Origin of the sequence: Sphingomonas sp. (assembly GCF_023266535.1) — a bacterium.
GTDB lineage: Bacteria > Pseudomonadota > Alphaproteobacteria > Sphingomonadales > Sphingomonadaceae > Sphingomicrobium.
Map to the genome: position 1 here is coordinate 1 of NZ_JAHFPY010000003.1, position 13449 is coordinate 13449.

Annotated in this window: 10 protein-coding genes; 3 read left to right on the forward strand and 7 right to left on the reverse strand. The window is 62.9% G+C overall.

Going from position 1 to position 13449, the window contains the following annotated elements; genetic code table 11:
• Both rpoC and rpoB read right to left on the reverse strand, forming a co-directional pair.
• The coding region (gene rpoC / locus Q0C64_RS00455; RefSeq protein WP_294120055.1) for a DNA-directed RNA polymerase subunit beta' at positions 1-2885 on the reverse strand (2885 nt) is incomplete at its 3' end.
• Between the two features lie 53 nt (positions 2886-2938).
• The gene (rpoB, locus tag Q0C64_RS00460; protein WP_294120057.1) at positions 2939-7105 is read right to left on the reverse strand and encodes a DNA-directed RNA polymerase subunit beta; all 4167 of its coding nucleotides are present in this window, start codon (positions 7103-7105) and stop codon (positions 2939-2941) included.
• 309 nt (positions 7106-7414) lie between these two features.
• On the opposite strand from rpoB, the gene Q0C64_RS00465 reads away from it, so the two are divergent.
• On the forward strand, positions 7415-7750 hold the full coding sequence (locus tag Q0C64_RS00465) for a DOPA 4,5-dioxygenase family protein (RefSeq protein WP_294120059.1): 336 nt from the start codon (positions 7415-7417) through the stop codon (positions 7748-7750).
• A gap of 3 nt (positions 7751-7753) precedes the next feature.
• Here the strand turns inward: Q0C64_RS00465 and Q0C64_RS00470 are convergent, their stop codons facing one another.
• The 4 genes from Q0C64_RS00470 to Q0C64_RS00485 form a co-directional block, all read right to left on the reverse strand.
• Positions 7754-8752 carry an aspartyl/asparaginyl beta-hydroxylase domain-containing protein gene (locus Q0C64_RS00470; RefSeq protein ID WP_294120061.1) on the reverse strand — a complete coding sequence of 333 codons (999 nt, stop codon included), beginning with the start codon at positions 8750-8752 and terminating at the stop codon, positions 7754-7756.
• Between the two features lie 180 nt (positions 8753-8932).
• Positions 8933-9313, reverse strand: a complete 381-nt coding sequence (gene rplL, locus Q0C64_RS00475; protein ID WP_294120063.1) for a 50S ribosomal protein L7/L12 — start codon at positions 9311-9313, stop codon at positions 8933-8935.
• A gap of 58 nt (positions 9314-9371) precedes the next feature.
• Entirely contained in the window at positions 9372-9878 is a 507-nt protein-coding gene (gene rplJ / locus Q0C64_RS00480) for a 50S ribosomal protein L10 (RefSeq protein ID WP_294120065.1), read from the reverse strand.
• A 290-nt stretch (positions 9879-10168) separates the two neighbouring features.
• The gene (locus Q0C64_RS00485; RefSeq protein WP_294120067.1) at positions 10169-10558 is read right to left on the reverse strand and encodes a cupredoxin domain-containing protein; all 390 of its coding nucleotides are present in this window, start codon (positions 10556-10558) and stop codon (positions 10169-10171) included.
• A 115-nt stretch (positions 10559-10673) separates the two neighbouring features.
• Here Q0C64_RS00485 and Q0C64_RS00490 point away from each other — a divergent pair, with 115 nt between their 5' ends.
• Together Q0C64_RS00490 and Q0C64_RS00495 are read left to right on the forward strand one after the other, a co-directional pair.
• Positions 10674-11729 (forward strand): metallophosphoesterase, encoded by a 1056-nt coding sequence (locus Q0C64_RS00490; protein ID WP_294120069.1) that lies wholly within the window; start codon positions 10674-10676, stop codon positions 11727-11729.
• Positions 11730-11733: 4 nt separating this feature from the next.
• A complete protein-coding gene (locus tag Q0C64_RS00495; RefSeq protein ID WP_294120071.1) occupies positions 11734-12765 on the forward strand; it encodes a hypothetical protein in 1032 nt (343 codons plus the stop codon).
• Here Q0C64_RS00495 and Q0C64_RS00500 read toward each other — a convergent pair.
• The gene (locus Q0C64_RS00500; RefSeq protein WP_294120072.1) at positions 12758-13441 is read right to left on the reverse strand and encodes a hypothetical protein; all 684 of its coding nucleotides are present in this window, start codon (positions 13439-13441) and stop codon (positions 12758-12760) included. The two genes, Q0C64_RS00495 and Q0C64_RS00500, sit on opposite strands and share 8 nt — an antisense overlap.
• Positions 13442-13449: the final 8 nt, after the last annotated feature.

The following is a 13449-nucleotide window of genomic DNA, read 5'->3' on the forward strand; positions in this document are numbered from 1 at the left end:
TCGGTGATCGTCGGCATGTCGCGCAGCTCGATGGTGCCGTCGACCGGCGCCTCGAGGTTCGACACTTCGTTGAGCTGGGCCGCGCCCCCGATGTGGAAGGTCCGCATCGTCAGCTGGGTGCCCGGCTCGCCGATCGACTGGGCGGCGATGACGCCGACCGCTTCGCCGATGTTGACCGGCGTACCGCGGGCAAGGTCACGCCCGTAGCACTTGGCGCAGACGCCCTGCTTGGAGGCGCAGATCAGCGGCGAGCGGATCTTGATGCCCTGCAGGCCGATTTCCTCGAGTTGGGCGACCATCGCCTCGTCGAGCAGCGCACCCTCGGGAATGAGGGTCTCGTTGGTCTTCGGATCGATGATGTCCTCGGCCGTGGTGCGGCCGAGCACGCGGTCGGCCAGCGAGGCGATGACGGCGCCGCCCTGAATGATGGCGCGCATCTCCAACGCACGGTCGGTACCGCAATCCTCCTCGATGATCACCGCGTCCTGCGACACGTCGACCAGGCGGCGGGTCAGGTAACCCGAGTTCGCCGTCTTGAGCGCCGTGTCGGCCAGGCCCTTGCGGGCGCCGTGGGTCGAGTTGAAATACTCAAGGACGGTCAGGCCTTCCTTGAAGTTCGAGATGATCGGGGTTTCGATGATCTCGCCCGACGGCTTGGCCATCAGGCCGCGCATGCCAGCCAGCTGCTTGATCTGGGCCTGCGAACCACGCGCGCCCGAATGGGCCATCATGTAGATCGAGTTGATCGGCAGCTCGCGGCCGTCGTCACCCTTCTTCACCGACGAGATTTCCTTCATCATCTCGCTCGCGACCTTGTCGCCGCAACGCGACCAGGCGTCGATCACCTTGTTGTACTTTTCCTGCTGGGTGATGAGACCGTCCTGATACTGCTGCTCATAGTCCTTCACCAGCGCGCGGGTCTCGTCGACCAGCCCAACCTTGGTGTCGGGGATCACCATGTCGTCCTTGCCGAACGAAATGCCGGCCTTGAACGCGTGGCGGAAGCCGAGACCCATGATGGCGTCGGCGAACAGCACCGTCTCCTTCTGGCCGGTGTGGCGATAAACGGTGTCGATGACGTCGCCGATTTCCTTCTTGGTGAGAAGTCGGTTGACCGTCTCGAACGGCACCTTGTGGCTCTTCGGCAGAGTCTCGCCGAGCAGCATACGGCCCGGGGTCGTCTCGAAGCGCTTCATCTCCTCTTCGCCGGCCTCGTTCGTTTGCGGAACGCGGCTGATGATCTTCGAATGCAGCGTGACCGCACCGGCAGCGAGCGCCTGGTGAACCTCGGTCATGTCGGCCAGCAGCATGCCCTCGCCGGGCTCGCCTTCCTTCAGCATCGACAGATAGTAAAGGCCGAGCACCATGTCCTGCGACGGAACGATGATCGGCTTGCCGTTGGCGGGCGACAGGATGTTGTTGGTCGACATCATCAGGACGCGCGCTTCCAGCTGGGCTTCGAGGCTCAGCGGGACGTGCACGGCCATCTGGTCACCGTCGAAGTCGGCGTTGAACGCCGAGCAGACCAGCGGGTGAAGCTGGATCGCCTTACCCTCGATCAGCACCGGCTCGAACGCCTGGATGCCGAGACGGTGGAGCGTCGGCGCGCGGTTCAGCAGCACCGGATGTTCGCGGATCACCTCGTCGAGGATGTCCCAGACTTCCTTGCGCTCCTTTTCGACCCACTTCTTGGCTTGCTTGAGGGTCATCGAGAGACCCTTGGCGTCGAGGCGTGAGTAGATGAACGGCTTGAACAGCTCGAGCGCCATCTTCTTCGGCAGGCCGCACTGGTGGAGCTTGAGTTCCGGACCGGTGACGATCACCGAACGGCCCGAATAGTCGACGCGCTTGCCGAGCAAGTTCTGGCGGAAGCGGCCCTGCTTGCCCTTGAGCATGTCGGAAAGCGACTTCAGCGGACGCTTGTTGGCGCCGGTGATGGTGCGGCCGCGGCGGCCGTTGTCGAACAAAGCGTCGACCGCTTCCTGAAGCATGCGCTTTTCGTTGCGGACGATGATGTCCGGCGCGCGCAGCTCCATCAGCCGCTTCAAGCGGTTGTTGCGGTTGATGACGCGGCGATAGAGGTCGTTGAGGTCCGACGTCGCGAACCGGCCGCCGTCGAGCGGCACCAATGGGCGCAGTTCGGGCGGAATGACCGGAATGACTTCGAGGATCATCCATTCCGGGCGGTTGCCGGAATCGATGAAGCTCTCGACGACCTTCAGCCGCTTGATGATCTTCTTGGGCTTCAGCTCCGACTTGGTCTCGCTTAGCTCCTTCAGCAGCTCCTCGCGCTCGCCGACCAGGTCGAGGTCCATCAACATGAGCTTGACGGCCTCGGCGCCGATCCCGGCCGAGAAGGCGTCCTCGCCATATTCGTCCTGCGCAGCGAGCAATTCGTCTTCGCTCAGCAACTGGTACTTTTCGAGCGCGGTCAGGCCCGGCTCAACCACCACATAGCTCTCGAAATAGAGGATCCGTTCAAGCTGCTTCAGCTGCATGTCGAGCAGCAGGCCGATGCGGCTCGGCAGCGACTTCAGGAACCAGATGTGGGCGACCGGAGCAGCCAGCTCGATATGGCCCATGCGCTCGCGGCGAACCTTGGAAACGGTCACCTCGACGCCGCACTTTTCGCAGACGATGCCCTTGTACTTCATCCGCTTGTACTTGCCGCACAGACACTCATAGTCCTTGATCGGACCGAAGATGCGCGCGCAGAACAGGCCATCACGCTCGGGCTTGAACGTGCGGTAGTTGATCGTTTCGGGCTTCTTGATCTCGCCAAACGACCAGGAACGGATCTTGTCGGGCGACGCGATGCCGATCTTGATCTGGTCGAAGGTCTCCGGCTTGGCCACCGGGTTCGCGAAGTTGGTCAGCTCGTTCATATTCATCTTTCTCCATTCCCCTCCCGCGGTCGGGAGGGGCGAGGGAATTTCAGTTACTCGGCGGCGATGGCGGTCGGCTCTTCGTCCTCGTCAACGATCGAATCCAGTTCGACGTTGAGGCCCAGAGAGCGCATTTCCTTGACCAGCACGTTGAAGCTTTCGGGGATGCCGGCTTCGAACGTGTCGTCGCCCTTGACGATCGCTTCGTAGACCTTGGTGCGGCCGATCACGTCGTCCGACTTCACGGTCAGCATTTCCTGAAGCGTGTAGGCAGCGCCATAAGCCTGCAGCGCCCACACCTCCATTTCGCCGAACCGCTGTCCGCCGAACTGCGCCTTGCCGCCCAGCGGCTGCTGGGTGACCAGGCTGTACGGTCCGATCGAGCGGGCGTGGATCTTGTCGTCGACCAAATGGTGGAGCTTCAGCATGTAGATGTAGCCCACGGTCACCTTGCGGTCGAAGGCATCGCCGGTGCGTCCGTCGAACAGGGTTACCTGGCCCGACCTGTCGAGCCCGGCCTTGTCCAGCATCGCCGACACGTCCGCTTCGCGGGCGCCGTCGAACACCGGGGTGCCCATCGGCACGCCGCCGACCAGGTTCGAGGCGAGCTCGAACAGCTGCTCGTCGCTGCGCGCGTCGATATCCTTGGCATAGGCGGCGCCATAGATGTCCTTGAGCTTGGCCCGGACGTCCTTGGCTTCCTTGCCGGCGAAATCGGCACCGCGAGCATGAATGCCTTCCAGCATCTCCTGAATCTGTTTGCCGAGGCCGCGTGCGGCCCAGCCAAGGTGAGTCTCGAAGATCTGACCGACGTTCATGCGGCTCGGCACGCCCAGCGGATTGAGTACGATGTCGACCGGAGTCCCGTCTTCCAGGAAGGGCATGTCTTCCTGCGGCAGGATGCGGCTGATGACGCCCTTGTTGCCGTGACGGCCGGCCATCTTGTCGCCCGGCTGAAGCTTGCGCTTCACCGCGACGAACACCTTGACCATCTTGAGCACGCCCGGGGCGAGCTCGTCGCCGGCCTCGACCTTCTGGACGCGGTCCTCGAACTTGCGGTTGATGACGCCGACGGCCTCATCATACTGCGCCTTCAGCGCCTCGAGATCGGCCTGGCGCTTGTCGTCCTTGACGGCAATTTTCCACCAGTCGTGCTTCTCGGTCGCGTCCAGCGCAGCCGCGTCGATGGTCGAGCCCTTTTTGATGCTCTTCGGCGCCGCGGTCGCGGTCTGCTTCAGAAGCATTTCCGACAAGCGGGCGAAGGTTGCGCGGTTGAGGATCGCCTTTTCGTCGTCGGCGTCCTTCTTCAGCCGCTCCTTCTCCTCGCTCTGGATGGCGCGGGTACGGTCGTCGATGTCGATGCCGTGGCGGTTAAACACGCGCACCTCGACGACGGTGCCCGACACGCCCGGCGGGAGCCGCAGCGAGGTATCGCGGACATCGGAAGCCTTTTCGCCGAAGATGGCGCGAAGCAGCTTTTCTTCCGGAGTCATCGGGCTTTCACCCTTCGGCGTGATCTTGCCGCACAGGATGTCGCCCGGCTCGACTTCGGCGCCGATGTAGACAATGCCTGCCTCGTCGAGGTTGCGCAGCGCTTCCTCGCCGACATTCGGGATGTCGCGGGTGATGTCTTCCGGCCCGAGCTTGGTGTCGCGGGCCATCACCTCGAATTCCTCGATGTGGATCGAGGTGAAGACGTCGTCCTTCACGATGCGTTCGGATATGAGGATCGAGTCCTCATAGTTGTAGCCGTTCCACGGCATGAACGCGACAAGCACGTTACGGCCCAGCGCCAGCTCGCCGAACTGGGTCGACGGGCCGTCGGCGATGATCTCGCCGGCCTCGACCGTGTCACCGACCTTCACCAGCGGGCGCTGGTTGATGCAGGTGTTCTGGTTCGAGCGCTGGAACTTCATCAGCGTGTAGATGTCGACACCCGATTCACCGGCGCGGAGGTCGCTGGTGACGCGCACGACGATGCGGGTCGCGTCGACCTGGTCGACGATGCCGGTGCGGCGGGCGGCGATGGCTGCGCCGGAATCGCGCGCAACCGTCTCTTCCATGCCGGTGCCGACCAGCGGCGCATCGGCCTGGAGGAGCGGCACAGCCTGGCGCTGCATGTTCGAGCCCATCAGCGCGCGGTTGGCGTCGTCATTCTCCAGGAAGGGAATGAGCGAGGCGGCAACCGACACCAGCTGCTTGGGGCTGACGTCCATCAGGGTGATGCTGTCGCGCTGTGCCATCAGGAAGTCGCCGTTGCGGCGGCTCGAGACGATTTCCTCGACGAAGCCGCCCTTCTTCGGGTCGAGCTCGGCGTTGGCCTGCGCAATGGTGTGCTTGGCCTCTTCCATCGCCGACAGGTAGACGACCTCGTTGGTCACCTTGCCGTCGGTCACCTTGCGGTACGGCGTCTCGATGAAGCCATATTTATTGACCCGGCTGAAGCTGGCGAGCGAGTTGATCAGGCCGATGTTCGGGCCTTCCGGGGTCTCGATCGGGCAGATGCGACCATAATGGGTCGGGTGGACGTCGCGGACTTCGAAACCGGCGCGCTCGCGGGTCAGGCCGCCCGGTCCAAGCGCCGACACGCGGCGCTTGTGGGTGACTTCCGACAGCGGGTTGGTCTGGTCCATGAACTGCGACAGCTGCGACGAACCGAAGAACTCGCGCACTGCGGCGACTGCGGGCTTGGCATTGATCAGGTCGTTCGGCATCACCGTCGACACGTCGACCGAGCTCATTCGCTCCTTCACCGCGCGCTCCATGCGCAGCAGGCCGACGCGGTACTGGTTTTCGAGCAGCTCGCCGACCGAACGGACGCGGCGGTTGGCGAGGTTGTCGATGTCGTCGATTTCGCCCTTGCCGTCCTTCAGGTTCACCAGCTCCTGGACGACCGCCAGGATGTCCTCGCGGCGCAGCGTGGTGACGGTGTCCTCGGCGTCGAGGCCAAGGCGCATGTTGAGCTTGACGCGGCCGACCGCCGACAGGTCGTAGCGCTCCGGATCGAAGAACAGGCCGTAGAACAGCGCGTCCGCGGTCTCGCGGGTCGGCGGCTCGCCAGGGCGCATGACGCGGTAAATGTCGGCCAGGGCGCTATCGCCGTCTTCCGACTTGTCGGCCTTCAGCGTGTTGCGGATCCACGGACCGGTGTTGATGTAGTCGATATCGAGCAGCTCGAGCCGGTCGACACCGGCCTTGTCGAGCTTCTCCAGATTCTCGGCGGTAACCTCGTCACCGGCCTCGATGTAAATCTCGCCGGTCTTCTCGTTGATCAGGTCGAACGCCGAGAAGCGGCCGAAGATTTCCTCGGTCGGGATGATCAGGTTCTTGAGACCGTCCTTCGCGGCGGCATTCGCCTTGCGCGGCGTGATCTTCTCATGCGCCTTGAACACAACCTCACCGGTCGCGGCGTCGACCACGTCATGGGTCGGCTTGAGGCCGCGCCATGCGTCGGCGGCATAGGGGACCTGCCAACCGTTCTTGCCGCGGACATAGGTCAGGCGGTTGTAAAAGGTGTTGAGGATTTCCTCGCTCGACAGGCCGAGCGCGTGCAGCAGCGCGGTCACCGGCAGCTTGCGCTTGCGGTCGATACGGACGTTGACGATGTCCTTGGCGTCGAACTCGAAGTCGAGCCAGCTGCCGCGATATGGAATGACGCGGGCAGCAAAGAGATATTTGCCGCTGGCGTGGGTCTTGCCGCGGTCATGGTCGAACAGCACGCCCGGCGAACGGTGCATCTGCGAGACGATGACGCGTTCGGTGCCGTTGATGATGAAGGTGCCGTTCCCGGTCATGAGCGGCATGTCGCCCATGTAAACGTCCTGCTCCTTGATATCGATCACCGACTTGGCCTCGGTGTCGGGGTCGATCTCAAAGGAAGTCAGGCGCAGCGTGACGCGCATCGGCGCGGCAAAAGTCAGGCCGCGTTGGCGGCACTCGTCGGTGTCGAACTTGGGCTCTTCAAGCTCATAGCGGTCGAAGTCGAGGTGGGCGGTGCCGGCGAAATCCTGGATCGGGAAGACCGAACGCAGGGTCTTTTCGAGGCCGGAAACATAGCCGACCGATGGATCGGAACGGAGGAATTGTTCGTAGGACTCGCGCTGAACCTCGATCAGGTTCGGCATATCGCTGATTTCGTGGATGTTTCCGAAAATCTTGCGGATGCGGCGCGAATTGGTGTTGCGGGCCATGGTCGGCACGTCTTTTTGCTTGGTCGCCATCTTATTCCCTGCGCTCCGGGCGCGCGTCGAGGCACGCGGCCCTTGATCAAGTCCGGCGCGGCTCCCGTGATTTCCTCACCATACGTTCGGACCGTTGCGCTGGATCGGTCCGTGTCCCGGTGAGGACAGGAAAAGCCCCGGGCGCACGCTACCGTGCGGCGGAGCCGATATTTGTTGGATAGGGCCGATATAAAGCTTTTCAACGCCGTTGCAAGAGGGCCGGCGCGGTGCCAGTCGCAACGCGGCGAAAAATCCCCAATGGCTTGAAATTGCGACGCCCATTCCGAACTAGCCGGGGTAGGAGCCATTATGTCCGAGCCTCAAATCCGCGATTTTCACGCCCATATCTATTTCGATCCCGAACAGCTTGACCAGGCGCAGGCCCTGGCCGCGGCGACCCAAAAAAGGTTTGGGATTGCGGTTGGGCATTTCCATCAGCGGCCGGTCGGTCCGCATCCGCGCGGCAGTGTCCAGATGACCGTGCCGACCGGGCAGTTCGGCGAAGTCGCAACCTGGCTGGCGGTCAATCGGGCGGGTCTCATCATTTTCGCCCATGCGTCGACCGACGACCACAAGCGCGACCACAGCCATAATGTCGTCTGGTTCGGGCCGAGCGAGACGCTCGACCTGTCGCTGTTCGACTAGCGCTTAGCCGGTCGCGGTTGAGACGGCCTGGGCCGCACGCTGCTGCGCAGTGGCCAGCGATCCGGCGTGGAGCGTTTGCTGGGTGGGCCGCGGCAATGCCATCTGGAAGATTAGCTGGTCGAACATGTGATAGAGCGGCCAGCGGTTGCTGAGCGTGATTTGGTCGCCGCCCAGCTTGGCGAGATCGACGCGCGTCTGCTGAATCAAATGGGCATAGGCTGGAAAGCCCGCATCGTCCGTGCCGAAATGCGCCCATGCGGCCGCCCAGGTATCGATAAACTGTTCAACGCGACCAAGCACCGAGGGAAGCAGCGGATCCTGGTTCACTTGCCCGACGAGAAAGGCGAGATGGCAGCGCATCTCCCACGGCGACATCACCTTGGGCGCATTGACCTGTTCGAACAGCAGCGAAGTGCCGCGGCCCTCACCGGGACGAACCAGCCGTGCCTCCTGGGCTCCGTCTTCCGCCGCCGCCATGAGCGCGGGCAACCGCCCGCCGCCGACGGTATCGATCACCAAATGGATGCGCTGGGCATCGCCCTGGTTCTCGACCCGGTGCCATTGAAAACTGTCGAACAGCCAGCATTCACCGGCCGCCATATGGACGGTTTCCTCGCCGCAGGTGAATCGCACGCCTGGATTGGTAATTACCGGGATGTGGATGCGAAGGTGGGTGCGCCAGTAATAATGGGTGTCGACGTGCAGCGGCACTTCGCGGCCGGCGGCCAGCCCCATCAGGCGGCTGCGGCCCCAGACCGCGCCCAATTCGGCCATGATTTCGCTGATGTACGGGCAGGCGGCGAGATTTTCGGTCGGTCCCATCGGACCCTCGATCTCGTCGGTCGGCTGGCCGCCAGGAGTTACGAGCCGCACCGCCTCATTGCCGACGAACCCGGTCGGATGCGGGACCCAGGCCGATTGCGGCAGTGCTCGCACCTCGGCTGCCAGCGCTTCCGCGTCAAAACGGATCGGGAGCTTCAAGAACGGGCGGGTCATCTGCATGGCGGTGTCATCCCGCCATCGGCCACCATAATCAAGCGCTTAGGCGCGAATAGAAAAAGGGCGACCCCTTGCGAGGCCGCCCTTCCCCTCCACCGGCGCTTCAAGACACCGGCAAAACGCTCAGATCTAGATCCCGGCCTGCGCCGGGATAACTCTACGCAGCCCTGGCGGGTTGCTCGGTTACTTGAGCTCGACGGTGCCGCCGGCTTCCTCGATCTGCTTCTTGATCTTCTCGGCCTCGTCCTTGTTGACGCCTTCCTTGACGGCCTTCGGGGCGCCTTCGACGAGCGCCTTGGCTTCGCCCAGGCCCAGGCCGGTGATGGCGCGGACTTCCTTGATGACGTTGATCTTCTTGCCACCGTCGCCGGTGAGGATCACGTCGAACTCGGTCTGCTCTTCAGCAGCCGGGCCAGCGGCGGCGGCACCAGCGGCCGGGCCAGCGACGGCGACGGCAGCGGCGGCCGAAACGCCCCACTTTTCTTCGAGCAGTTTCGAAAGCTCAGCAGCTTCGAGGACGGTCAGAGCCGACAGTTCGTCGACGATTTTGTTCAGGTCAGCCATTTTAGTCTCCTAGTGGGGCACAAGCCCCAAATGTCGTGCGTGGTTTGAAACGAAAAACTTAAGCTGCGGCCTTGGCGGCGAGAACGCGCGCCAGCTGGCCACCCGGCTCCTTGGCGATGCGGGCAATCTTGGTCGCGGGCGCCTGGATGAGGCCCACGATAGTGCCGCGCAGCTGGTCGAGCGACGGAAGCGCGGCAAGCGCCTTGATCCCGTTCAAATCGAGCAGCGTTTCGCCCATCGCGCCGCCAACGATCTCAAGCCGATCATTGGACTTGGCGAACTCCACTGCGACCTTTGCCGCCGCGACGGGATCGATCGAGGTAGCCAGAGCGGTCGGGCCGGTCAGCATGTCGCCGATCGATCCGTACCTGGTGCCCTCGAGCGCGATCTTGGCAAGCCGGTTCTTCGCAACTTTGAACTGGGCACCGGCATCGCGCATCTTCATGCGCAAGTCGGTCGACTGGGCGACCGACAGGCCGAGATTGCGGGTGATCACCACCACGCTGGTCTCGTTGAAGACGTTCTTCAGCTCGGCAACCAGATCGGCTTTTTGCGAACGATCCATGCCATACTCCTAGTCATTCCCCTGGCCGGACCATCCGGCAAAGGGTTGGAGCCACGGAAAAATCCGTGTCTCCGAGATGTCCGGGGGATGGATCGAGAGGCGTCGGTTAGGCCGACGCACGACCGGGACGACAAGGCGACCCGTTCTTGAATTCCTTATCCCCGTCTAGGCCGCAAATTAAGCCCTCGCGAAAGCGGGGGCAGCGACTGTCTCGGACGAGCGTCTTGTCCCTTGAGGAACGCGACCGCGCGGCCTCTACAGTTTAGTCGGGGAATGTCAAGGCGATGGGGCTAGCGGACGACGATCGTGCCGCTCATCCCGAACATCTTGTGGAAGGCATGGGAGCATTTGAGCTTGTAGCTCCCGGCCGCCGGTGCCGTCAGATGGATCTCGACCGTCTTGCCGGCCGGGACCTCGATCCCGCCCTCGATGATCGATTTGCGATCGGCCGACTCGACATTGGCGGCATCGAAGAATGACTCCGCCACAAAGTCATGGCCGCCATCGGCAACGTTTGTCAGCCTGAGCACATAGGGCTGCCCGTGATCCAGCACGATCGAGTTGGGGGCAAATTTATAATTGGAAAGCTGGACATTGATCGCGGTCGCGGGGGTCTGGGCCGGAACCGAGGTGGCCGCCAGCAGGCCGAGCGGCAGGGTCAGGAAAATGGCAGTGCGCATGGTTCGCTCCTTTGGCCTCTGCCAACGCATAGTCGAGATTAATGGTAGATTGCCGGACGCTTGACAAATCGGGCCGTCGAGTGCCCCTTCGCCACCTGTCTGCCAGGGAGTGCCGATGCCAAGGCTTTGGATCTGGCCCTTGTTCGTCCTTGTTGCGGCCCTGTTTCCCGCTGCGGCCCCGGCAAAGCCCGATCCGGCGCGCATTGTCGCGGTCGGCGACCTTCACGGCGACTATGACGCATGGGAAGCCATCGCGCGTGCCGCAGGCGTGGTTGATGCCAGGGGGCGCTGGTCCGGCGGCTCCGTCACGCTGGTCCAGATGGGCGATGTCGCAGACCGCGGGCCGGACAGCCTCAAGATCATCCGCCAGCTGATGAAGCTGCAGAAGGATGCGCCGAAGCGGGGCGGCAAGGTCATCGCGCTGGTCGGCAACCATGAAGCGATGAACATGACCGGGGACCTGCGTTACGTTCATCCCGGCGAGTATCGGGCCTTTGCCGATCAGGATTCCGAAGCCCGGCGCGACCGCGTTTATGAAGCGAACAAGGCGGCCATCGAAACCGCCTACAAGGCGCGCTACCCGCAGATGAAGACCGATGCTATTCGCGATGCCTGGATGAAGGAGTATCCGGTCGGCAAGCTGGAACATCAATTTGCCTGGAGCCCGAGCGGTGACGTCGGCAAATGGGTCATGGCCAATCCGGCGGTCGTGAAGGTCGGCGACAGCCTGTTCGTGCATGGCGGGATGAGTGCCGCCTACACCCAGTTTTCACCCGAGCAGATCAACCAACGGGTGGCCGGCGCGCTCAAGGCGCAGGACCAGACGCCCACATCAATTATCAACGATCCCGCCGGGCCGCTTTGGTATCGCGGGCTGGTGACTCGCGAGCCCGGTGACGAGGCAACGGTCGCGCCGGTCGGTCCGAGCGGGCAGCCATTGTCGATCGAACAGGAGATCGCCCTGGTTCTCGAGGCATTTCATGTGCAGCGGATTGTCGTCGCGCACACGCCGTCGACGACCGGCATCATAACGGCCGACAAGGGCACGCTGTGGCGGATCGATAGCGCCATCAGCCGGGCCTATAACGGCAAGCTGACCTATTTGGAGATCATCGGCGACAAGGTCACGGCGCATGAAGTGCCGCGGCCGCCCGCCAAGCCATGGGGGTAACGGGATGAAGCATCTGATTGCGCTAACCGCATTGCTGGCGGCTCCGGCCGCCGCCCAGACCACACCCTTGTTCGCCAGCGACGACCCGATCCACGTGACCATTCGCGGGCCGATAGGGGCCATTGCCCGCAATGCCGAGAATTCCACCGAACCACGCGATGGGCAGCTGGTCCTGGCTGGGTCGCCGGAAGTCTATCCGATCCAGCTGTCAGCCCGGGGCATTACGCGGCGTACGAGGGATGTCTGCAGCTTTCCGCCTATCCGCGTTGAATTCATGCAGAAGCCCGCGGCGACATCACTGTTTGCCCACCAGGGCCGCCTCAAGCTGGTGACCCATTGCCAGCCGTCGGAAAATTATCAGCAGCAGCTATTGCTCGAATATTCCGCCTACCGGATTTTCAACCTGCTTAGCCAGACCAGCTTTCGGGCGCGCCTGGCGACCGTCGATTATCAGGAGCCAAACGGTAAGGCCGTCGTGACGCGGTGGGGCTTCTTCCTTGAGGATATCGACGATGTTGCGCACCGGAACGGCATGACCAGGCCTGTGCTCGGCGCCCGGATCCAACCGTCTCAGCTCGAGCCGCGCCAGGCAGCCCGCGTCGGCCTGTTCGAATTTATGATCGGCAACCTCGACTGGTCGATGCGGGCCGGTCCGGAAGGGGAACCCTGCTGCCACAACAGCCGCCTGATCGCCGCCAAGGGAGTCAGCGCTTTAACGTCCGTCCCCTACGACTTCGACTATTCGGGGTTGGTCGACGCTCCCTATGCCGTTCCTCCCGAAGGCTTCCCGATTAACAGTGTGCGAAATCGGTACTTCAACGGCTTTTGCCGGTTGAATGCGGAGACGCTGGCGGCCGCCGCCGAGTTTCGCGCCAAACGGCCAGCGATCGAGGCGCTATACGGCACCATTCCAGGGATGTCCGACCGTATTCGCGCCAAGGCGCTCGCCTATATATCAAGCTTCTATGAGGTCATCGCCACGGACGATTCCGTGAGGACCAAAATCCTCAAGAAATGTGCCGACGAGACTAAGTAGCGGGACCGGATGGCGGCGTTGAAGCGTCAGAGGCGGACGCACTGCCAGGTCCGCGGTCGGGATTGAAGTCGCTCATGTAGCGCTTCATTCCCTCACGCTCGCCATATTCCGTGGTCCACAGCGCCACGAAACAATAGTTGAAGGCCAGGCTCATCACGAGTGCGAGCTCGACCGCACCGATGCCCGACGCCAGGCCGATCCCGACCGAGAGCAGGATGTAGAGCGCGTCGCCCGAGCTCTTGAGGCTGTTCTTGAAGCGAACCGCGCCGGCAATGCCGCCGAGTGCAAACGCCAGCGCCAGGCTGTGCTGCACGACCACCACGATCGAGGTCACGACCGACGGCAGGATCAGGATCGTGCTGATGATCGACTGGTCATATTCGTCGGAGGTACGTGTCGCCATATAGACCCAGGTCACCGGCAGCGACGTGATCAGCGCCCCGATGATGGCCACGAACATCCAGCCGAGGCTTTGTCCCAGCGTCTTGACTTCCGCGACCTTGGCAGCCGCCTCAAAGGCGTTGGATTTGCCTCCGCCGGAATTGATCAGCGCTTCCGCCCCGCCGATCGGCAGGTAGGACTGCATCTCGGGATTGTTATGGATGACCAGCCACGCGCCGCCGAACAGGATCGCATAGTAGACGGTCAGCTGGATAAGTAATTTGGTCGCCCGCATGAGATGCC